This is a genomic window from Photorhabdus kayaii (genome assembly GCF_025384895.1).
Classification (GTDB): Bacteria; Pseudomonadota; Gammaproteobacteria; order Enterobacterales; family Enterobacteriaceae; genus Photorhabdus; species Photorhabdus kayaii.
In genome coordinates, this window is sequence record NZ_JAJAFZ010000003.1 from 63,218 (window position 1) to 86,193 (window position 22,976).

Genomic DNA, 22,976 nt, shown 5'->3' on the forward strand with positions numbered 1-22,976 from the left:
TATGTCAAACCAGGTGCAGGCGAATAGTGCAGTTTTACTGCACTTCACTTTAAAACTGCAAGATGGCTCTATTGTCGATTCCACTCACACTCAGGGCAAACCTGCATTATTTCGTTTAGGTGATGGAACCCTTTCTTCACCTTTGGAACAGCAGCTTACTGGGCTAAAAGACGGAGATAAACATACCTTTACTCTGGCTGGTGAGAATGTATTTGGTAAACCAAATCCTGATCTGATCCAATATTTTACTCCGCGTGATTTTGCTGAAACGGGTATTCCTGAAATTGGCACTATAATGTTATTTACGGCAATGAATGGCAGTGAAATGCCGGGCATAGTCAAAGCCGTAACAGAAGAATCTGTGACTGTTGATTTCAATCACCCGTTAGCTGAGCAGAACGTCACGTTTGAAATTGAAGTGTTGGAAATTGATCCACGATTGGAGGAAAACCATGCAGATATTGCTGGCTAACCCCCGCGGTTTTTGTGCCGGTGTTGACCGTGCTATCAGTATTGTAGAGCGCGCACTGGAATTATATGGTGCGCCGATCTACGTTCGTCATGAAGTTGTGCATAACCGTTATGTTGTAGATAACCTGCGCAAGCGGGGTGCTATCTTTATTGAAGAAATTTCAGAAGTACCGGATGATGCGATTCTGATTTTTTCGGCACATGGTGTTTCACAGGCTATTCGTGCTGAAGCGCGTTCTCGCAATTTGACAATGTTGTTCGATGCGACTTGTCCTCTAGTGACTAAAGTCCATATGGAGGTAGCAAGAGCCAGCCGCAAGGGCAAAGAAGCTATTCTGATTGGTCACGCTGGACATCCCGAAGTTGAAGGTACAATGGGTCAGTACAACAATGCGGAAGGTGGAATGTATCTGGTTGAATCTCCGGAAGATGTATGGAACTTGAAAGTCAAAGATGAAGACAACATATGTTTTATGACTCAAACCACATTATCTGTTGATGATACTTCAGAAGTGATTGATGCACTTAATGCACGATTCCCAAACATCGTTGGTCCCCGTAAAGATGATATCTGCTATGCGACGACTAACCGCCAGGAAGCGGTACGGGATCTGGCGTCTGACGCCGATGTTGTCTTGGTTGTGGGTTCGAAGAATTCATCTAACTCTAATCGCCTTGCTGAGTTAGCTCAGCGGGTTGGTAAACCTGCTTACCTGATAGATTCCGCTGAGGATATTAAAGAAGAGTGGATTACCGGCATCTCTTTGGTTGGCGTAACTGCGGGCGCTTCGGCACCGGATATTTTAGTTCAGCAAGTTATTGAACGCCTGAAATATCTTGGTGCTGATTCCGTCCAAGAATTACACGGTAGAGAAGAAAATATTGTATTTGAAGTGCCAAAAGAGTTACGTGTTGAAGTTAAAGAAATTAGCTAAATTATCAATATATACCCTATGGATTTCAAGATGGATCGCGACGGCAAGGGAGTGAATCCCCGGGAGCATAGATAACGATGTGACCGGGGTGAGCGAGTGCAGCCAACAAAGAGGCAACTTGAAAGATGACGGGTATAAATAAGGATAAAGTATTGCAAATATTCTTTATTTAAAACATTTTATTTAAAATATTCATCTGACTGATCATTGTGTTAAATCAGGAAAAGGACTAACTTCATAGTGAGGGCTTATGGCTGATACAGATATTCGTGTTGCTATTGTTGGCGCTGGTGGGCGTATGGGACGTCAGTTGATTCAGGCCATATATCAAATAGATGGTGTTGCTCTTGGTGCAGCTTTGGAACGCTCCGGTTCTTCTCTGATTGGCGCAGATGCCGGAGAGTTGGCGGGTATTGGTCATACCGGTGTGACTGTTTGTGATGACCTGAAAAGTATCGTTGATGATTTTGATATCCTTATCGATTTTACCCGCCCGGAAGGAACGTTGACTCATCTTGAAATTTGTCGCCAGAACGGTAAAGCGATAGTGATCGGTACAACTGGCTTTGATGAGGCTGGTAAACAGGCAATTAAAGAGGCTTCTGCTGATATCCCGATTGTATTTGCCGCGAATTTCAGTGTTGGTGTAAATCTGGTGCTTAAATTATTGGAAAAAGCAGCGAAAGTGATGGGCGAGTATAGTGATATCGAAATTATTGAAGCACATCACCGCCATAAAGTGGATGCACCATCAGGAACAGCTTTAGCAATGGGGGAGTCCATTGCTCATGCTTTGGGGCGGGATCTTAAAGCGTGTGCTGTCTATGCCCGTGAAGGTTATACCGGTGAACGTGATCCGAAAAGTATTGGTTTTGCGACTATCCGTGCCGGGGATATCGTGGGTGAGCATACCGCTATGTTTGCAGATATTGGGGAGAGAGTAGAGATAACTCATAAGGCTTCCAGTCGGATGACGTTTGCAAATGGCGCGGTAAAGGCTGCTCTATGGCTAAGTGGTAAAAATAGTGGCCTTTTTGATATGAAAGATGTACTAAATCTCGATTTACTTTAAAAAGCTATTTTTGTAACTTATTGATATCGCATAATTAAATATTTTATTGTGCGATTTTTAATTTCTTTGTTTAATCCTATTGTTTTTTGGTTTATTTCTTCTATTTTTGTCTTATTTATAACCTTAACTTTCTGCTTTCTTCTCCTTTTTGTGATTATTTTCAACTTTTCATCTGAAAATCAAATCTTCTATGCTAATTACCATTTTATAAATTAACTTTATTGCTATTTTCAGTCTTATTTCATTGGTCTGTCTGGCGAAGTGTGCAAAAAAATAAGAAAAGTAACATTTTTTGTAGACAACTCTCCCTCTCATCATTAGAATGCGCGCAATTTGCCAAAATTTTGCCTAAAAAGCAGCTTTTGCATTGATTTTGAGGAATAAATCTGAATTAATATGCACTAATTGCGAGTAATTATTCTTTGGAGGGTGTTTTGATTAAGTCAGCTATATTGGTTCTGGAAGATGGAACCCAATTCCACGGTCGTGCCATAGGTGCGGAAGGGGCGGCAGTTGGGGAAGTGGTTTTCAATACCTCGATGACCGGATATCAAGAAATTCTCACAGACCCTTCCTATTCCCGCCAAATTGTCACTCTTACTTATCCCCATATTGGTAATGTCGGTGTTAACTCAGTCGATAAAGAATCACTAAAAGTACAAGCCCAAGGGCTAGTGATTCGTGATCTACCACTGTTGACCAGTAACTTCCGCTGCGAAGAAACGCTTTCCGATTACCTTAAACGTCATAATATTGTTGCGATAGCAGATATCGATACCCGTAAACTGACGCGTTTGTTAAGAGAAAAGGGTTCACTGAATGGTTGTATTATAGCAGGTAAACAGATTGACGCTCAGGTTGCACTGGAAAAAGCACAAGCGTTTCCGGGGCTGGAGGGGATGGATTTAGCAAAAGAGGTGACAACTAAACAGATTTATCCGTGGTTACAGGGGAGCTGGAAGCTGGCGGGGGGATTACCGGAAGATAAGCAAGAACAGGATCTGCCTTATCATGTTGTTGCTTATGACTTTGGTGCAAAACGTAATATCTTGCGAATGTTGGTGGATCGTGGCTGCCGCCTGACAGTTGTTCCTGCCCAGACATCGGCGGAAGATGTACTGAAACTGAATCCGGATGGTATTTTCTTGTCCAATGGGCCAGGAGATCCGGCGCCTTGTGGTTATGCAATCGACGCAATCAAAACCCTGCTTGAGACAGAAATTCCGATTTTTGGTATCTGTCTTGGACACCAATTGTTGGCGTTAGCCAGTGGCGCTGAAACGATGAAAATGAAATTCGGCCATCATGGTGGTAACCATCCGGTGAAAGATCTTGAATGTAATGTTGTAATGATTACTGCACAAAACCACGGCTTTGCCGTGGATGAAAAATCACTGCCGTCAAATTTGCGCGTTACTCATAAATCTCTGTTTGATGGCACGTTGCAAGGGATTCATCATACCGATAAACCTGCATTTAGCTTCCAGGGGCACCCAGAAGCTAGCCCCGGTCCACATGAGACTGCATCGTTATTTGATCACTTTATTGAACTCATTGAGCAGTATTGTCAGAAAAATAATCGTCATAACACCAAGTAATCAGGAGAAAATAAAATGGCAAAACGTACTGATATTAAAAGTATCCTGATCCTGGGAGCGGGTCCAATTGTTATTGGTCAGGCTTGTGAATTCGACTACTCAGGAGCACAAGCTTGTAAAGCGTTACGGGAAGAAGGTTATCGTGTCGTTCTGGTGAACTCGAACCCTGCTACTATTATGACTGATCCAGAAATGGCCGATGCCACTTACATTGAGCCGATCCACTGGGAAGTGGTACGTAAAATCATTGAAAAAGAGCGTCCCGATGCGATTCTGCCAACAATGGGCGGACAAACTGCACTCAACTGTGCGCTAGAACTAGAGCGTCAGGGAGTACTGGAAGAGTTTGGCGTTACCATGATTGGCGCTACCGCAGATGCGATTGACAAAGCGGAAGATCGCCGCCGTTTCGATATAGCAATGAAAAAGATTGGCTTGGAAACTCCGCGTTCTGGTATCGCTCATTCAATGGAAGAAGCGCTGGCAGTTGCTGATCAAGTCGGTTTTCCTTGTATTATCCGTCCTTCCTTTACTATGGGCGGAAGCGGTGGTGGTATTGCCTATAACCGCGAAGAATTCGAGGAAATTTGTGAGCGTGGCCTGGATCTTTCACCAACCAACGAACTCTTGATTGATGAATCTCTGATTGGTTGGAAAGAGTATGAAATGGAAGTTGTGCGGGATAAAAACGATAACTGCATTATCGTCTGCTCTATTGAAAACTTTGATGCAATGGGGATTCACACCGGTGATTCCATCACGGTCGCCCCGGCGCAAACGCTGACGGATAAAGAGTATCAAATCATGCGTAACGCTTCGATGGCGGTATTGCGTGAAATCGGTGTAGAAACTGGGGGATCTAACGTACAGTTTGCGGTGAACCCAAAAAATGGCCGTTTAGTTATCATCGAAATGAATCCACGCGTTTCTCGCTCTTCTGCGCTGGCTTCGAAAGCGACAGGTTTCCCGATCGCTAAAATTGCCGCTAAATTGGCTGTGGGCTATACCCTTGATGAATTGATGAATGATATCACTGGTGGTCGCACGCCAGCTTCCTTTGAACCTTCTATCGACTACGTAGTGACTAAAGTTCCTCGCTTTAATTTCGAGAAATTTGCTGGAGCCAATGATCGTCTGACAACCCAGATGAAATCTGTTGGTGAGGTGATGGCGATTGGTCGCACTCAGCAAGAATCTCTGCAAAAAGCATTGCGTGGTTTGGAAGTGGGGGCAACCGGTTTTGACCCGAAAGTCAGTTTAGATGATCCAGAAGCATTGACTAAAATTCGTCGCGAATTAAAAGATGCAGGTGCTGAGCGTATCTGGTATATCGCGGATGCTTTCCGTGCGGGTATGTCTGTTGATGGTGTTTTTAACCTGACTGATATTGATCGCTGGTTCTTAGTGCAAATTGAAGAACTCGTGCGATTGGAAGAGCAAGTAGCAGAGCAGGGCATTAACAGCTTGACGGCCGACTTCCTGCGCCATCTGAAGCGTAAAGGTTTTGCTGATGCACGTTTGGCGAAACTGGTCGGTGTGGCCGAAAAAGAGATCCGCAAACTGCGCCACAAATATAATCTGTATCCGGTTTACAAGCGAGTTGATACCTGTGCGGCAGAATTTGCCACTGATACTGCATACATGTATTCCACTTATGAAGATGAGTGTGAGGCTAATCCGAATAGTGACAAGCCAAAAATCATGGTATTGGGTGGTGGCCCTAATCGTATTGGGCAGGGGATTGAATTCGACTATTGTTGTGTTCATGCGGCCTTGGCACTGCGTGAAGATGGGTATGAAACCATCATGGTGAACTGTAACCCGGAAACCGTTTCAACAGATTACGATACTTCGGACCGTCTCTATTTCGAACCGGTGACTTTGGAAGATGTTCTTGAGATTGTGCGTGTTGAGCAGCCAAAAGGGGTGATTGTTCAATATGGTGGGCAGACTCCGCTGAAATTAGCTCGTGAACTGGAAATTGCCGGTGTTCCCATTATTGGTACCAGCCCGGATGCGATTGATCGTGCGGAAGACCGTGAACGTTTCAAACAGGCGGTAAATCGCCTCGGCCTGAAACAACCCGAAAATGCCACAGTGACCACGATAGAACGGGCAGTTGAGAAGGCAAATATTCTGGGTTATCCGTTGGTGGTTCGTCCATCCTATGTTTTGGGTGGCCGTGCGATGGAAATCGTATATGACGAAGTTGACCTACGTCGTTACTTCCAGACGGCGGTCAATGTCTCTAATGATGCCCCAGTATTGCTTGATTGTTTCCTTGATGATGCAGTAGAAGTGGATGTTGACGCTATCTGTGATGGTGAGCGTGTATTAATCGGCGGCATTATGGAACATATTGAACAGGCCGGTGTGCATTCCGGCGACTCAGCTTGTTCACTGCCTGCTTACACCCTAAGTCAGGAAATCCAGGATGTCATGCGTCAGCAGGTAGAAGAACTGGCGTTTGAATTGGGTGTACGTGGCTTGATGAATGTCCAGTTTGCTGTCAAGAATGACGAAGTTTATCTGATTGAAGTCAATCCGCGTGCGGCTCGTACTGTGCCATTTGTTTCTAAAGCGACCGGTTTACCACTGGCGAAAGTTGCGGCTCGTGTGATGGTTGGTCAATCTCTGGTTGAGCAAGATGCAACTCAGGAGATCATTCCACCATACTATTCAGTGAAAGAAGTTGTATTGCCTTTCAACAAATTCCCTGGTGTGGATCCGATTCTTGGGCCTGAAATGCGGTCAACTGGAGAAGTGATGGGGGTTGGGCGTACATTTGCCGAAGCTTTCTCAAAGGCACTATTGGGATGTAACGCCAGAATGCCGCAAAATGGTAGAGCACTTTTGTCCGTGCGTGAAGGTGATAAAGGCCGGGTTGTGGATTTGGCCGCTAAGTTGCTGAAACAGGGCTTTGAACTGGATGCGACTCACGGTACTGCGGTTGTGCTAGGTGAAGCGGGGATTAACCCTCGTCTGGTGAATAAAGTTCACGAAGGGCGTCCGCATATTCAGGATAGAACCAAAAATGGTGAATATAGCTATATTGTAAACACGACTGCGGGTCGTCAGGCGATTGAGGATTCCAAACTTATTCGCCGTAGTGCACTGCAATATAAAGTGCATTATGACACCACATTAAATGGTGGATTTGCTACAACAATGGCACTGAGTGCCGATCCAACTGAGCAGGTGATTTCTGTACAGGAAATGCATGCGATGATTAATAGTTAGTCTCTGACCAGACCCCAGCAGTGGCTGGGGTTATGATTTATTTATCCCAGTGCCACTTTGACACCTAAACCAATCAAAACAATGCCAAGTAGTTTATCGATGATCTTCTGAGCCTTAGCTAATCTGCGGCGTACCGGTGTGCTTTGGATCAATATGACTAACAGTGGCCAATAGATGACCGACAATCCCCAGATAATAGAGGCATACCACAATTTTTCGTTAACACCAGAATTGATATTTAGCAACTGAGTAAATATTGCCAGGAAGAACAACGTTGCTTTGGGATTGAGCAAATTACATAAAAACCCCTGCATAAACGCTTTTTTGAAAGTGATAATCTGTCGTGGCTGATTGTCTAGGAGAATGCTATTGCCTCCGCGAGAAAGCAAGCTATTGATCCCGATCCAAATAAGATAAGCCGCTCCGGCATATTTCATCAGATTAAATAGCCACGGCGTTGTGGTGATAACAATAGCCAACCCGGCGACACAGTAAGCCATATGACAAGTGATAGCGGCGATTAAGCCCGCAACTGTCATCATGGCGGCAGAACGTTGATAACGTATGGCATTTTTGACTACCAGAAAGAAATCGGGGCCGGGAGAGAGCATACCCAACGTTGAGATAATGATGACGACTAGTGATGTTTCCAGCATAATGTACCCTATGGTTAATATTAGCTTTGTTATTATTTTGATCAATAAATGTCTTAAGTAATAAACCAAGTATAAATTAATCTTTTGTACTTAAGAAAGCGTTGAGCCTATCGACTGGGTACATCCCTTTCCGTATAGTGTCATCAATTTTTATACTATTTGCCTATTAAGGTGGCTTAATGAATATCAGCTTGATCGCTGCTTTAGCTATGGATCGGGTTATCGGCATGGAGAATAAAATGCCGTGGAATCTACCGGGGGATCTAGACTGGTTTAAACGTAATACATTGAATAAACCCGTTATTATGGGGAGGGTGACTTATGAATCCATAGGTCGCCCGTTACCCGGCCGACTCAATATTGTATTGAGTAGTCAGCTGGGTAATGACGAGCGTGTAACTTGGGTCAGTTCAGTTGATGAAGCACTGGCTGTAGCAGGTGATGCAGAAGAGGTTATGGTCATGGGTGGTGGTAAAGTTTATGGCCAATTTATTTCACGAGCGAGTCGTATGTACCTGACTCACATCGATGCAGAAGTGATAGGTGATACACATTTTCCTGACTATGAACCGGATGAATGGGATTCTGTATTTACTGAGTACCATGATGCCGATGAATTAAATTCTCACAGCTACTGTTTTGAGATTTTGCAACGTCGTCTCTAATTGATAGAACACGCCGATGAGCTTTTTTCACGGCGTGTCTGGCTTAATGCTGTTTTACTGCCGGTAACGATGATTGTGTAAAATATTGCTTATCTTCCCAACGCAACATCGTCAGTTGTCCTCCCCAACAACAGCCTGTATCTAATGCATAAAACCTTTCGGGTGTTCCCTGGCCTTCCAATGATGCCCAGTGACCAAAAACGATGGCATACTCTGATGGGATCTGACGTTCCAGTTCAAACCAAGGTCTTAGCGGCGCAGGCGCGTTTTCGGGCTTATCTTTGCACAACATGTCTAACTGACCATTTGGAAAACAGTAACGCATACGTGTCAATGCATTAGTACTGAAACGTAAACGTGCCAGCCCAGAGAGTTCTGGTGACCAGTTGTTTGGCATATCCCCATACATGGAATTGAGAAACAGAGGGTAACAGCTACTGTTGAGCATGGTTTCAACTTCGCTGGCACACATTTTGGCTGTTTCCAAATCCCATTGAGGCGTAATACCGGCATGTGTCATGAGCAGTTTTAGATCATCATCGAACTGTAGTAATGGTTGTTTACGTAGCCAATTAATTAATTCATCGGCATCTGGTGCAGATAGTAACGTATCAATTTTATCTTTAGGTTTATTACGGCTGATCCCGGCATAAACGCCCAATAAATGGAGATCGTGATTACCTAATACCATTCTTACGGCTGAACCTAACTGTTTAACATATCGGAGAACTTTAAGAGAGTTTGGGCCTCGGGCAACTAAATCCCCTGTTAACCACAATGTATCCTTTTTAGGATCAAAATTAGCATTCGTTAATAAAGCACGTAATTCACGGTAGCAGCCATGAATATCACCAATGAGATATGTAGGCATAATCAATTAATTAGCGTTGGGATAGCCAGACGGAAAACCGGAATGGCAACGCGAAATGGTTCGCCATTGTGGTCAACCATTTCATAATGGCCTTCCATAGTACCCAAGGGTGTTTCCAATATCGCGCCGCTGGTGTAACGGTATTCGGTACCTGGCTGGATTATGGGTTGCTCACCAACAACACCTTCCCCTTGAACTTCCGTTTGATGGCTATCGCTATTGGTAATCAGCCAGTAACGATTAATTAACTGAACCAGTTCACGCCCAAGATTTCGAATAGTAATTGTATAGGCAAAAACGAAACGCTGTTGATCGGGACACGATTGGCTTTCTACATAAACACTTTGTACCTGAATAGAAACCCTGGGCGTATTAATCATAATTGACTCCTGTTATGACTGCATTTCAGGTTGTTCTGATAGCCAGTTTGCCATTTTACAGTACTGCTCAACAGAAATATTCTCTGCACGAGTACTTGGATCGATACCAAGTTCTGTTAGCTGCTCTACAGTAAAAAGATCACCGAGGCTGTTACGGATAGTTTTACGCCGTTGGTTGAAAGCTTGAGTCGTGATCCGGCTCAGCATACGAATATTTTTGACGGGGTGAGGTATGCTTTTGTGCGGTATCAGACGTACAACGGCTGAATCGATTTTAGGTGCGGGAGTAAACGCGGTTGGCGGTACTTCCAGCACAGGGATAACCTGACAATAATATTGGGCCATGACACTCAAACGCCCGAAAGCTTTACTTCCGGGGCCAGATACCAGACGGTTTACCACCTCTTTTTGTAACATAAAATGCATATCATCAATAGCATCAGTATAGCTGAAAAGGTGGAACATTAACGGCGTGGAAATATTATAAGGTAAATTACCAAAGACGCGTAGCGGCTTCCCTCTTTGCTGAGACAATTCGCCAAAATTAACCGTCATGGCGTCTTGCTGGATGATGGTCAGTTTATCTTTTAATTGTGGATGAACTTGTAGACGTGCGGCTAAATCGCGGTCGAGTTCAACCACGGTCATTTTATCCATACGTTCGCCGACCGGTTCTGTCAATGCACCAAGACCGGGGCCAATTTCTAACACTGCTTGGCCGGGTTGTGGATTGATAGCGGCAACAATACTATCAATGACAAATTGATCGGTTAAGAAGTTCTGCCCGAAACGTTTACGGGCAAAGTGCCCTTGGTGGACTCTGTTATTCATTACTGTTTTGTATCATTTTAATTGCTAAATTTAATGCGGTGATAAAGCTTCCCACATCAGCTTGACCTGTCCCGGCCAGTTCCAGTGCTGTGCCATGATCGACCGAAGTCCGGATGAACGGCAGGCCCAATGTAATATTCACTGCTCTGCCAAAACCTTGGTATTTTAACACGGGTAATCCCTGGTCGTGATACATCGAGAGTACGGCGTCTGCATGTTGAAGATATTTAGGTTGAAACAAAGTATCTGCCGGTAAAGGGCCTTCCAGCACGATGCCTTCTGCTCTCAGACTGGCTAACGCAGGAATAATAACATCAATCTCTTCCCGTCCCATATGGCCGCCTTCTCCCGCATGAGGATTCAGACCGCAAACATAAATACAGGGTTTTGCCAGGCCAAACTTTGTTTTTAAGTCATGGTTAAGAATAGTAATCACTTCTCGCAGACTATCGAAAGTGATGGACTTTGGTACATCAACAATGGGTAGATGCGTGGTTGCCAGGGCAACTCGAAGTTCTTCTGTCGCAAGCATCATGACGACTCGTTGGCATCCGCTGCGATCGGCAAAGAATTCGGTATGGCCGATAAAAGGCACGCCGGCATCATTGATATTCCCTTTATGAACTGGTCCTGTGACTAATGCTGAAAATTCCCCGTTTAAACAACCGTCACAAGCTTGTGCCAGTGTTTCGGTGACATATCTACCGTTTTCTTGATTCAATTCGCCAGCGATTGCGGGTACATGAAGAGGAACTGGCAGTATTGTCAACGTCCCGGCAGCCTGTGGTTCGGGGGTTTTGTCAGCAGAATATTCTTGTAGTTGCAAAGGTAAATTAAGTTGTCTGGCTCTGTCGAGAAGCAGGTTGGGGTCTGCGCAAGCGACCAATTGCATTGGCCAACTTTGTTGAGCAAGAGCCACTGTTAAATCAGGCCCAATCCCGGCAGGCTCGCCGGGGGTAATAACAATCGGTTTATTGTTGTGCATCGCTGCCATCTAAAATTTTCACATAAGCTGAGGCGCGTTGTTCCTGCATCCAGCTTTGTGCTTCTTCGGTGAATTTACGGTTGAACAACATACGGTAAGCACGATCTTTCTGAGCGACATCTGTTTTATCAACTTTGTGAGTGTCCAGCAGTTGGATCAGATGCCAACCAAAAGATGAGTGAACTGGCTGGCTGATTTCACCTTTGTTCAGTCGCATTAATGCGTCACGGAAAGCAGGATCGTAGATATCAGGGGTAGTCCAGCCGAGATCACCACCACGCAGGGCGGAGCCTGGATCATCTGAAAACTCTTTGGCGGCATCGGCAAAATCAGTTTTTCCACTGCGAATATCACTGGCGATTTGCTGCAACTTGGTACGCGCTTGATCATCGGTCATGACAGGAGAAGTTCTTAATAGAATATGGCGGGCATGAACTTCAGTGACGGCGATGGTTGGATTACCGCCACGGATGTCATTAACTTTGAGAATATGGAAGCCAACACCGGAACGAATTGGGCCAACAACGGCACCTTTCTGAGCTAATTGCAGTTGTTCAGCAAACAGAGTTGGTAACTCCTGAAGCCTACTCCAACCCATATTACCGCCTTTCAGCGCTTGTGGATCGGCAGAATAGGCGATAGCCAATTTACCGAAATCAACACCATGTTTAAGTTCAGACATAATTTTCTGCACTACCGTCATGGCTTTTTCCATTTGTGCCTGATCAGGATTTTCTGGCAATGGGATCAGAATGTGACTGATATTCAGTTCAGTATCGTTAGTATTCTGGCTGCTAATTTGTTTAACTAAGGCATCGATCTCTTGAGGCAAAATGGTGACACGACGGCGGACTTCATTATTGCGCACTTCTGCTATCAGCATCTCTTTACGGATCTGATCACGGTAAGTATCGAAACTCATTCCGTCAGCAGCAATGCGATGTTTCATTTGATCCACTGTGATGTGGTTCTGGGCTGCAATATTGGCAATTGTAGAATCCAATGCTTGATCAGGAATGGTGATCCCCATCTGTTTTGCCATTTGTAGCAGGATATTATCTATAATCAGACGCTCAAGGATCTGATGACGTAGCGTTTGTTCATCTGGTATTTGCTGGCCAGCATGTTGCGCATCCAGTTTGACAGATTGTAAGCGGTTATTGATGTCGCTCTCCAGTACCACCCCGTTATTAACGACCGCAGCAATTTTATCCATTTGCTGAGGCGCAGCGAAGGCAGTACTCACTGAAAACATCAATCCGAAAATGAGAGTTCTCCAGTTCTTCATACTTTTCCCATCATATGTAGGTTCCGCAATAGCGGATTTATCATGTTTAATATCAAAATGAAATCCATAGGGTATAGCATCAGAATGCACGTTGGTATGGCATGATGCCAGACTGCAACATTTTTTTGCTACCCAAACTATGATTGTTACTTAAGCCACGAAGTTCAAAGTTAAATGACCATTTGTTGTCATATTCGCTATTGTTGTCTTTCCAACCAACGATCTTACGTTCATAGCCAACGTTAATTGCCCAGCAACAAGTGTTGTACTGCAAACCCACTAACTGACTTGCTGGTTGCTGTTCTTTAGTATCGTAATAGTAAGCACCTACTAAACCCCAGCGATCACTTAACGGCCAACTTGCAACCAGACCAACTTGAGAAATCCCTTGCTGGAAAGCCGGAGCACTCTTAGCTGTAGCTTGGATATAATCTCTGTCAACAAAACGATAGTTCAACTGTACAAGTCGGTCTTCATCACGGCGATATTCTAGTACTGCATTTCCCATCGTTACGCTACTCAGGCGAGTATCGTACTGCATACCCCCTTTCAAGCCCCAGGAATCATTAATTTTCCAGTAAGTATCACCTGCCCAGGTCATCATGCCGGTACTATCTTTACTGTTGATGATGGTTTCTTTACCGGTGCGTGGACGTTCAAAGTAATAGATTTGACCTAATGACAGGTTAAAACGTTCAACCAAACCTTCATCATAAATACGGGTAGTGAGACCGGTAGTCACTTGATTGGCCGATGAAATACGGTCCAGGCCACCATAAAAGCGGTCACGGAACAGGCCGCTGTAGTCAGTTTGCAGTAAAGATGAGTCGAAGTTATTGATATTATCTTGGTCTTTGTATGGCACATACAGATACTGAACCTGCGGTTCTAGCGTTTGGGTGTAATTGTTGTTCAGATACGTTGAACGCTCAAATACCATTTTGGCTTCGCTTTTGAACTGTGGCAGAACCCGGTTAACAGATTCTTTATATTCAGCATTCTCGGTAGCTTTGGGAATATCCTGCTGATAGTGAGTCGCCATCAGCTTAACTTCATTATTCATACTGGCCCAGCCATTGGAGAGTGGCAGGTTAATGGAGGGTTCCAGATGCCAGCGGGTTGCTTCCGGGTTATTTTTACCTACACTGGTAAATTTCGCCGCCTGACCATAAACTTTAAGGTCAAATGGCCCCAGATCGTTTTTGTAATAATTCAAATCTAACTGAGGTTCTGCTCTGTAAGCTTTTCTACTGGTATCTTTAGAAAAAATTTGGAACTGTTTAGTTGATAGCGTGGCATTCCAGTTTTGTTGAGCATAGCCCAGACTGAATTTTTGTGTGGCATAGCCATCGGTGGTGGAACCATATTGAGAGCTGAAATCAGAAAAATATTCGGGATCACTGACTTTGGTATAGTCGATATTAAAACGCCATACCCTATCCATCACACCACTGTGTCTCCAATAAAATAACCAGCGATTATCACTTTCTCTGGCGGTACGTGTGTTTGCCTTTTTGTCTTTGACATACTGTTCGTCGTTATTCAGCCAGTCGAGAGCAAGGGTTCCTGTGCCTGCTTTGGTCAAGTAACGGAATTCATTATCCAGTTTTAAACCACGTTTACTGATATAGTGCGGTGTAATCGTGGCATCATAATTTGGTGCAATATTCCAATAATAAGGCAGCAGAAATTCAAAGCCGTCATTTTTGGAATAGCTGGCGTTAGGAATAAGAAAACCGGAACGGCGTTTATTACCGATCGGTAATTGAAGATACGGACTGTAAAATACGGGAACGTTAGCCACTCTGAAACGGGCATTCCATATTTCTGCCACTTCTTCTTCGCGATCAAGAATGACTTCGGAGCCGACAACGCTCCAGCTATTATTACCCGGCAGGCAGGAAGTAAAAGTACCGTTATCCAGAATGGCATAACGGTTTTCACCACGCAGTTTCATTTTGTCTGCGGTGCCGCGTCCTTGACGCCCGACCATCTGATAATCACCTTGATACATATCGGTATCTTTATTATTTAAATTAGACCAAGCGCGTGGACCTTTCAGAATAATCAGGGGATCATCATAATGGACATTGCCCGTTGCAGTTACGGTTCTTAACGGAACTTTATCTTCTGTTTGATCAAGTTGTACCTGATCGGCGGTCAGGGTTTTATTACCCTGTTTAATATTAACATTACCGATAAATTTAGCAGAACGCGGATAATCTGCGCGTGAATCATCTGCCAGAATATTGATAGGAAGTTGATTTAAATCGCCATTAATGATTGGCTGATCATAAACAGGTATCCCCAACATACACTGCGCTGCGAGATCAGCATGTGCATGCTGACCATAAAGTGCGGCCCATACCGTTGTGGCCAGCAAAGTTGGATAACATTTCTTCATAGATATTTATGCGGTTCCGTCATCAGTGGCATTATGCCGGGCAAACCTCAAGAGACTAGCGTACTCGATGAATATACGCCAGTGTAAAGTCATACCTTTACTTATCCCGTCATCTTTCAAGTTGCCTCTTTGTTGGCTGCACTTACTCACCCCGGTCACATAGTTACCTATGCTCCCGGGGATTCGCTCTTTTGCCGTCGCGATGCATCTTGAAATCCATAGGGTATATCTTGCCGTTAGGCACAGAGCTGAATGAATAGTATGATAATGCAAAACTACACTCAGAGCATTGGTGAATTGAGGAGTATATGCATTATTGGGGAAAATTGCTTGGGCTGATCTTTGGTGTTGTGTCTGGAGCAGGCTTCTGGGGTATTGTCATTGGTCTATTTATTGGCCATATGCTTGATAGGGCCAGTGTACGGAGAAACCAAGGTTTTTTTGCAAATAATCAGTCTCGCCAACTGCTATTTTTCAGCAGTACTTTTCAGGTGATGGGCCATATTACTAAATCAAAAGGGCGGGTGACTGAAACAGATATCCGGCTTGCGAGCCAGTTAATGGAACGAATGCAACTTCACGGGCAAGCCAGGATTGCGGCACAGCAGGCTTTTCGTGAAGGTAAAGAGCCCAATTTTCCTTTGCGTGAGACACTAAGACAATTGCGTCGAGCCTGTTTTGGCCGGTCTGACTTAATTCGCATGTTTTTGGAGATCCAGTTACAGGCGGCATTTTCTGATGGTCAATTGCATCCGAACGAGAGGACGGTGTTGTTTATTATTGCTGATGAACTTGGGATCTCTCGTAACCAATTCGAACAATTCCTTGCCATGATGGAAGGTGGCCGCAATTTCGGTGATGGAGGCGAGTGGCAGCAACGGCAGTATGGCGGTTATCAGAAGGCTGCGCAGGGGCCAACACTCGCGGACGCCTGTAAGGTGTTGGGGGTGCGTGAAAAGGATGATGCGACGACAATTAAACGTGCCTATCGTAGATTGATGAGTGAACATCATCCGGATAAGCTGGTAGCAAAAGGTTTACCACCGGAAATGATGGAGATTGCTAAACAAAAGGCCCAGTCAATTCAGGCTGCCTATGATCTCATTAAAAAAGAGAAGGGTTTTAAATAGCCCATTTTTTATTTTTAAAAACATGCCACTAAATGTATAGGGGAATAACATCCCCTACGGCTGTTGAGTTTATTTTTTATTCCTCTAAAATATTAGAATATTTTATGTTTTATTTTGTTTTAACTTAGGAGGAATGCAAAAAATGGCAAATATCCGTGTTCTTTTGGCTTGTTGTGGCTTGGCCTTGTGTCTGATATTGGCTTCATTGGATTCGGTTACTGTATTTGTCTATTAATTAAAAATCGGCTTTACACTGAAAATGCATTGGCGTTCCATAGACCGGATGTGTGATATATAACTCTTGTGCATGTAATTGCAGGCGAGGTGCCATTGCTCTTGCCTGCTGATGAGCGTAAAACCGGTCTCCCAAAATTGGGTGTTCAAGTGCTAGCATATGCACCCTGAGCTGATGTGAACGACCCGTTATCGGTGAGAGTTTTATGCGAGTTGCCTCATCTTCGTAAGCGAGTACTTCGTATTCAGTCTGGGCTGATTTCCCGGTTTCAAAACACACTTTCTGCTTTGGCCGGTTCGGCCAGTCACAAATCAGCGGTAAATCGACAAGACCCGTTTCTGGTTCCAGACGTCCCCAAACCCGCGCAATATAGGTTTTTTCCGGTTCTCGTTCACGGAACTGACGTTTCAGTTCACGCTCTGCATCTTTGGTCAGTGCAACTACCATTACGCCGCTGGTTGCCATATCCAGCCGATGAACAGATTCTGCCGCTGGAAACTGTTGTTGTATCCGCGTCATAATGCTGTCTTTATGTTCTTCTGCCCGACCGGGAACAGATAGTAGCCCACTGGGTTTATTGACCACAATGATATATTGATCCTGATAGAGCACATGTAACCAGGGATCGGTAGGAGGATTATAAGCTTCCATTAAGGCTCCGGTAGCTGAATATCAGGGGAGGTGCGGGAATGGGGTTCTTAGTAAAGGTTACCCTATCCCGGACCAGCCTCCAGGTATTGCTAATATTTACTGGTGTGTAACGACAACAAGGCGAATAGCATCCAGACGCCAACTTGCCTGATTTAAGTTAAGCAGTGACTGTTGGCGATTGGTTTCAATGGCTTCCAATTCATCATCACGAATATTTGGATTGACCGCCTTCAATGCTTCCAAACGGGAAAGTTCAGCAGCAAGATTTTCATCTGCTTCCTGTTTTGCTTGTTTAATCAATGATTTTGCCTGAGTTTCTACTAAACCTTCGGCCTGTTGCAAAATAGCGTGAACTTCTTTTTGTACCGCATTGACCAGTTTACTTGCAGTATGACGATTCACTGCATTAAGCTGGCGGTTAAAGCTTTCAAACTCCACTTGACCCGCCAGATTATTGCCTTTTAGGTCCATCAGTATCCGCAATGGCGTTGGTGGAAGGAAACGGGTCAATTGCAGGCGTTTAGGGGCTTGTGCTTCAACTACATAGATCAGCTCTACCAGCAGAGTTCCAACAGGTAATGCTTTATTTTTCAAAAGGGATACCGCACAGCTACCTGTATCACCGGAAAGGATCAGATCCAACCCATTACGGATAATTGGGTGCTCCCAACTGATAAACTGGGCATCTTCACGGGACAGTGACTGTTCACGATCAAAAGTGATAGTACAACCATCTTTTGGTAATCCAGGAAAATCTGGGACCAGCATATGATCGGATGGTGTCAGCACTATCATATTGTCATTGCGATCTTCCTGATTGATACCAACGATATCAAATAGATTGAGAGAGAAGTTCACCAAATCAGTATCATTGTCATACTCTGAAATTTTTTCTGCCAGCCGCAAACCATGCTCGCCGCCATTGGAGTTCATTTCCAGCAGCCGGTCACGGCCTTGCTCCAGTTGCTGTTTGAGTTGCTCATGTTGCTGACGGCACTGATCAATAAATTCACCAAATTTTTCCTGCTCCTGGTTATTGGGTTTGGCAAGATAGTTCAGCAGAGTTTCATAATAGTGATCGTAAATAGTACGACCCGTTGGGCAGGTATGCTCGAATGCATCCAAACCTTCGTGATACCAGCGAATCAGGACTGCTTGGGCGGTATTTTCCAGATAAGGCACACTAATTTGGATATCACGGCTTTGGCCGATACGATCCAGACGTCCGATACGCTGTTCCAGTAAATCCGGATTGAATGGTAAATCGAACATCACTAATTGGTTGGCGAACTGGAAGTTGCGGCCTTCTGAGCCAATTTCGGAGCATAGTAATACCTGAGCGCCTTCTTCTTCGGAAGCAAAATAGGCTGCGGCGCGATCACGTTCAATCAGTGATAGACCTTCATGGAAAACAGCACCACGAATCCCTTCTCGCTCACGTAGTACCTGTCCCAATTGCAGAGCAGTGGTTGCTTTCGCACAAATTACCAGCACTTTTTCATGGCGATTTGCCATCAAAAAACCGAGTAGCCATTCTACGCGGGGATCAAAGTTCCACCAGGTAGCGTTTTCGCCTTCAAACTCTTGATAAATTTGTTCTGGATAGAGCATATCCCATGCGCGTGCTTCCAGCGATTTTTTAGCGCCCATAATATCGGAGACTTTAATGGCGGTCTGATATTGGGATGGCAGAGGCAACTTTATCTGGTGCAATTCCCGATGGGGGAAGCCTTTCACACCATTACGGGTATTACGGAACAGAATACGACTGGTGCCGTGGCGATCCATCAGCATGGAAATCAGTTCACGTCGTGCAGTTTCACTTTCATCACTATTACTATTGGCGGCTTGCAACAGCGGCTCAATATCCTGCTCACTAATCAACTCACCCATTAGGTTTAATTGATTATTATTAAGTTGTTCACCTGATAACAGCAGTGTGACAGCATCGGCAACTGGACGATATTTTTGTTGTTCGTCAATAAAAGTTTGATAATCGTGGAAACGGTTTGGATCAAGTAGGCGTAGACGGGCAAAATGACTTTCCTGTCCTAGCTGCTCTGGTGTTGCAGTCAATAGCAGTACACTTGGGATCTGTTCAGCTAATTGTTCGACAACCTGATATTCACGGCTAGGTGCATCCTCGCTCCAGGCCAGATGGTGAGCTTCGTCCACCACCATCAAATCCCAGCTGGCTTCAAGCATATGCTCAAAACGCTGTTTATTACGGCGGGCAAAATCCAGTGAACAGAGTACTAATTGTTCTGTTTCAAATGGATTGTCACTGTCATGCCGTGCTTCGATATAGCGGCTATCGTCAAACAGGGCAAAGCGCAGATTGAAACGGCGCAGCATTTCTACCAGCCATTGATGTTGAAGGCTATCCGGCACAATCACCAGAACACGTTCAGCACGACCGGCCAGCAATTGCTGGTGGATGATCATCCCGGCTTCGATGGTTTTACCCAAACCGACTTCATCGGCCAATAGAACTCTTGGTGCGTAGCGCTTGCCGACTTCATTTGCGATGTGAAGTTGGTGAGGTATCAAGCTTGCGCGGATACCCCGCAAACCACTTTCAGCCAGTTTAAATTGTTCGCTTTGGTATTTACGGGCGCGAAAACGTAAGGCAAAGCGGTCCATACGGTCAATTTGACCAGCAAACAGGCGATCCTGTGGTTTGTTGAAGGTAAGTTTACTGTCAAGTAACACTTCGCGCAGACTGATATTTTCTTCCAGAGTATCAAGTCGTGTGCCTGTATAAATCAGCAGGCCATTTTCTTGTTGGATTTCATCTACTTTGAGTTGCCAGCCTTCATGGCTGGTGACAACATCCCCCGAGTTAAACATAACACGGGTAATAGGAGAATCATTGCGTGCATAGAGGCGGTTTTCACCGCTGGCAGGAAAGAGCAAAGTGACCATTCGTGCGTCCAGTGCAACAACGGTTCCTAATCCAAGTTCGCTTTCTGTATCGCTGATCCAGCGTTGACCGAGGGTAAATGGCATAAATTTTAACTCAGTTTCTGTTAGATAATGTTATTCATAGGTGGAGGACGACAGCTTTTTATTTGATCTAACGGAGATAATGGGTAGACAACAAGACACCCCGTCAATCCCCTTATCACTCGTCAAAGGGGCGATATGTTAATGGAAGCAAAGCCGGTCGTCACCTGCAAAAAATAGTAATTAGCCAAATAGTAATTAGCCAAAAGGCATTACCATCTGTCCGGTGAGTAAAGTTATAAAATCATCCTGTAAAAACGGCAGGATAGCATCAGCGATAGGCTGAAGTTGCTTATTGATATAGTGATCATAGTCTGGTGATGAATGCAGATTTTCCAGTGGTTCCGGCCCGGATTGTGTCATGACATAGCTTATCCACCCCCCATTTTGGTACTGCAAGGGCCGGTTATGTTGCAGATTGTATTCATCTGCCAGCCTTGCTGCCCTCACATGGGGTGGTACATTGCGCTGATAGTCAGACAACTTACGGCCCAACCTTTTACGGTAGATTAGTTTATCATCAAATTTTCCTTTTAGGGTACTGGTAACATAACCACGGATAAACTCTTGATAAGGCTGTTCATGAAAAATCAGTGAATACAGTTGCTTCTGGAAATTTTGCGCCAGAGGTGTCCAGTCAGTGCGTACTGTTTCCAGACCTTTATAGACCATGCGGTCACCACTCAGACCGGCATAACGCTTTTTACTGCCTTGTTCAGCCCCACGGATGGTTGGCATCAGAAAACGGCGATAGTGAGTTTCAAATTCCAACTCAAGGGTGCTTTTAAGCCCAAAATGTTCTTGCAGGTGTTTTTGCCACCATTGGTTAACGAATCGCGCAAGTTTTTTGCCGATACTGAGAGCCAGTTCTTCTTCATGCGCCTGTTTCAGCCATATAAAGATAGAATCTGTATCACCGTAGATAACTTGATAGTTTTGAGATTCAATCAGCTTTCTGGTCTGGAGCATAATTTCGTGGCCGCGCATAGTAATGGAAGACGTCAGGCGTGGGTCGAAGAAACGACAGCCCTCTGCCCCAAGAACGCCGTAGAAAGCGTTCATGATGATCTTCAATGCTTGTGACAATGAGGCGTTATGCTGTTTTTTTGCTGCGTCACGTTCATGCCAGATTTGCGTCACGATATCAGGCAGACAGTGCTGAGTACGGGAAAAGAAGGCATTGCGAAAACCGGGAACCGCATGCTCGCTGTCCGGCTGTGCCAGACCTTCCACCATACCGACAGGATCGATAAGAAAAGTGCGGATAATCGAGGGATACAGACTTTTATAATCCAGCACTAGCACTGAATCATACAAGCCGGGGCGAGAATCCATCACGAAACCACCGGGGCTGTTATCTTCAGACTTCCCGCCTGGATTTGGGGCAACATAACCGATGCGGTGCATTTTTGGCATGTAAAGATGGGTGAAAGCGGTGACTGAACCGCCACTGCGATCTACGGCGAGACCGGTAACTGTTGCCCTTTCCAACAGGAACTTCATTAAGTGGGTTTTATCGAAAATCTGGTTTACCAGAATACAGTCTTGCAGATTATATTGTGCCAGTGCGGGCTTATCTTGCTGGAAACGGCGGTCAATCTCATCCATACGCTGATAGGGTGTATCAATGGCTTTGCCTTCGCCCAATAGTTCTTGCGAGACATATTCCAGACTGAAATAAGGAAAATTCCAGGTGGCGGTTTTCAGTGCTTCAATACCATCAATAATCAACCGACCGGCCGTGGAAGCGAAAAAGTGCCCCGGTTTAAAGCCGTGCTCCCGCCACTCTAGTAACCCTCCGGCCCGTCCAAATTTCAGTGGAACACCGTAACGTTCAGCATGTTTTTGTAAAATCCGCAGATCGAACTGAATCAGGTTCCAGCCAATAATGGCGTCAGGGTCATATTTTTCCAGCCACTCGTTGAGTCTTTCCAGCATTTGCGGACGACTTGTTACATATTCCAAATCAAAATTTACCGGGTGCTCATTACCGTTAGCAGGGCCAAGCATAAATACTTTTTGCTGATCACATCCTGCTAATCCAATGGAATAAAGTTCTCCATGCTGGCTGGTTTCAATATCCAAGGATACCCATTTCAATGTTGGGCGATAAGCCGGGTTAGGTTTTATCTGATAGCTACCATTAGGTGCCTGACTGAACCAGATGGGAGCAGTGATAAAACGTTCCATCATAAACCTGTCTGGTGGACGGATATCTGCTTCATAAACCTGAATTTCCTGTTGCTGTAGCACTTTCTCAATCCGTTGTAATTGGCGATATTGCTGGCAATAAAGCGCGGCAACAGGCTGGCGATTGAAATCTTTCAATGAAAGTGGGCGGAGATGGTAGTTGCGCTCTTGCGCCAGAATTTTTTCCACCTGCGGCATATTAGCTTGCAAGATAAAAGCAACAGCTTGTTGGTGAAGAATTTTTATATGACGTGGCCCCTGATCTGTCACCAGCCAGTATTCCACCTCAATACCCGAGGGAGTATCCCGCCAATGGCGTGTCAGTATAAAACCTTGTTCAGCATGGTTCTGTTGCATATAGAGGCAGG

At 44.9% G+C, this 22,976-nt stretch carries 18 protein-coding genes; 7 read left to right on the plus strand and 11 right to left on the minus strand.

All coding sequences use genetic code 11. From position 1 onward, the window contains the following. Position 1 precedes the first annotated feature (1 nt). From fkpB to carB, 5 genes are all read left to right on the plus strand, one after another. On the plus strand, positions 2-472 hold the full coding sequence (gene fkpB / locus LGZ98_RS02125) for an FKBP-type peptidyl-prolyl cis-trans isomerase (RefSeq protein WP_113041532.1): 471 nt from the start codon (positions 2-4) through the stop codon (positions 470-472). Then, a complete protein-coding gene (gene ispH / locus LGZ98_RS02130) occupies positions 453-1,406 on the plus strand; it encodes a 4-hydroxy-3-methylbut-2-enyl diphosphate reductase (protein WP_113041533.1) in 954 nt (317 codons plus the stop codon). Before fkpB ends, ispH begins: the two co-directional genes overlap by 20 nt. A gap of 250 nt (positions 1,407-1,656) precedes the next feature. Next, a complete protein-coding gene (dapB, locus tag LGZ98_RS02135) occupies positions 1,657-2,478 on the plus strand; it encodes a 4-hydroxy-tetrahydrodipicolinate reductase (protein ID WP_113041534.1) in 822 nt (273 codons plus the stop codon). Positions 2,479-2,912: 434 nt separating this feature from the next. Beyond that, complete coding sequence (gene carA, locus LGZ98_RS02140) at positions 2,913-4,076, plus strand: glutamine-hydrolyzing carbamoyl-phosphate synthase small subunit (RefSeq protein WP_112894956.1); 1,164 nt, start codon at positions 2,913-2,915, stop codon at positions 4,074-4,076. Between the two features lie 15 nt (positions 4,077-4,091). Then, positions 4,092-7,316, plus strand: a complete 3,225-nt coding sequence (carB, locus tag LGZ98_RS02145) for a carbamoyl-phosphate synthase large subunit (protein WP_112894955.1) — start codon at positions 4,092-4,094, stop codon at positions 7,314-7,316. A gap of 41 nt (positions 7,317-7,357) precedes the next feature. On the opposite strand, the gene LGZ98_RS02150 is transcribed toward carB, so the two are convergent. Continuing rightward, positions 7,358-7,972 carry a LysE family translocator gene (locus LGZ98_RS02150; protein WP_262977634.1) on the minus strand — a complete coding sequence of 205 codons (615 nt, stop codon included), beginning with the start codon at positions 7,970-7,972 and terminating at the stop codon, positions 7,358-7,360. 179 nt (positions 7,973-8,151) lie between these two features. Between LGZ98_RS02150 and folA the strand changes: the two genes are divergently transcribed. Continuing rightward, on the plus strand, positions 8,152-8,637 hold the full coding sequence (gene folA / locus LGZ98_RS02155; protein ID WP_262977635.1) for a type 3 dihydrofolate reductase: 486 nt from the start codon (positions 8,152-8,154) through the stop codon (positions 8,635-8,637). 43 nt (positions 8,638-8,680) lie between these two features. Here the strand turns inward: folA and apaH are convergent, their stop codons facing one another. The 7 genes from apaH to LGZ98_RS02190 all read right to left on the minus strand — a co-directional run bounded on the left by apaH (position 8,681) and on the right by LGZ98_RS02190 (position 15,669). Next, a complete protein-coding gene (gene apaH, locus LGZ98_RS02160; RefSeq protein WP_262977636.1) occupies positions 8,681-9,508 on the minus strand; it encodes a bis(5'-nucleosyl)-tetraphosphatase (symmetrical) ApaH in 828 nt (275 codons plus the stop codon). 2 nt (positions 9,509-9,510) lie between these two features. Continuing rightward, entirely contained in the window at positions 9,511-9,888 is a 378-nt protein-coding gene (apaG, locus tag LGZ98_RS02165) for a Co2+/Mg2+ efflux facilitator ApaG/CorD (protein WP_113041537.1), read from the minus strand. Between the two features lie 12 nt (positions 9,889-9,900). Then, a complete protein-coding gene (gene rsmA, locus LGZ98_RS02170; protein WP_113041538.1) occupies positions 9,901-10,719 on the minus strand; it encodes a 16S rRNA (adenine(1518)-N(6)/adenine(1519)-N(6))-dimethyltransferase RsmA in 819 nt (272 codons plus the stop codon). Continuing rightward, positions 10,712-11,704, minus strand: coding sequence for a 4-hydroxythreonine-4-phosphate dehydrogenase PdxA (gene pdxA / locus LGZ98_RS02175; protein ID WP_191214786.1), 993 nt, complete (start codon positions 11,702-11,704; stop codon positions 10,712-10,714). Before pdxA ends, rsmA begins: the two co-directional genes overlap by 8 nt. Then, positions 11,691-12,992: a peptidylprolyl isomerase SurA gene (surA, locus tag LGZ98_RS02180; RefSeq protein ID WP_262977637.1), complete on the minus strand. Its 1,302-nt coding sequence runs from the start codon at positions 12,990-12,992 to the stop codon at positions 11,691-11,693. Before surA ends, pdxA begins: the two co-directional genes overlap by 14 nt. Positions 12,993-13,071: 79 nt before the next feature. Next, entirely contained in the window at positions 13,072-15,396 is a 2,325-nt protein-coding gene (gene lptD / locus LGZ98_RS02185; protein ID WP_262977638.1) for an LPS assembly protein LptD, read from the minus strand. Positions 15,397-15,402: 6 nt separating this feature from the next. Next, positions 15,403-15,669: a hypothetical protein gene (locus tag LGZ98_RS02190; RefSeq protein ID WP_262977639.1), complete on the minus strand. Its 267-nt coding sequence runs from the start codon at positions 15,667-15,669 to the stop codon at positions 15,403-15,405. A 35-nt stretch (positions 15,670-15,704) separates the two neighbouring features. Between LGZ98_RS02190 and djlA the strand changes: the two genes are divergently transcribed. Then, entirely contained in the window at positions 15,705-16,526 is an 822-nt protein-coding gene (djlA, locus tag LGZ98_RS02195; protein ID WP_113025553.1) for a co-chaperone DjlA, read from the plus strand. A 235-nt stretch (positions 16,527-16,761) separates the two neighbouring features. Here the strand turns inward: djlA and rluA are convergent, their stop codons facing one another. From rluA to LGZ98_RS02210, 3 genes are all read right to left on the minus strand, one after another. Continuing rightward, on the minus strand, positions 16,762-17,412 hold the full coding sequence (gene rluA, locus LGZ98_RS02200) for a bifunctional tRNA pseudouridine(32) synthase/23S rRNA pseudouridine(746) synthase RluA (protein WP_112876462.1): 651 nt from the start codon (positions 17,410-17,412) through the stop codon (positions 16,762-16,764). A 96-nt stretch (positions 17,413-17,508) separates the two neighbouring features. Beyond that, the gene (gene rapA / locus LGZ98_RS02205; protein ID WP_262977640.1) at positions 17,509-20,421 is read right to left on the minus strand and encodes an RNA polymerase-associated protein RapA; all 2,913 of its coding nucleotides are present in this window, start codon (positions 20,419-20,421) and stop codon (positions 17,509-17,511) included. Between the two features lie 195 nt (positions 20,422-20,616). Next, the gene (locus LGZ98_RS02210; RefSeq protein ID WP_262977641.1) at positions 20,617-22,965 is read right to left on the minus strand and encodes a DNA polymerase II; all 2,349 of its coding nucleotides are present in this window, start codon (positions 22,963-22,965) and stop codon (positions 20,617-20,619) included. Positions 22,966-22,976: the final 11 nt, after the last annotated feature.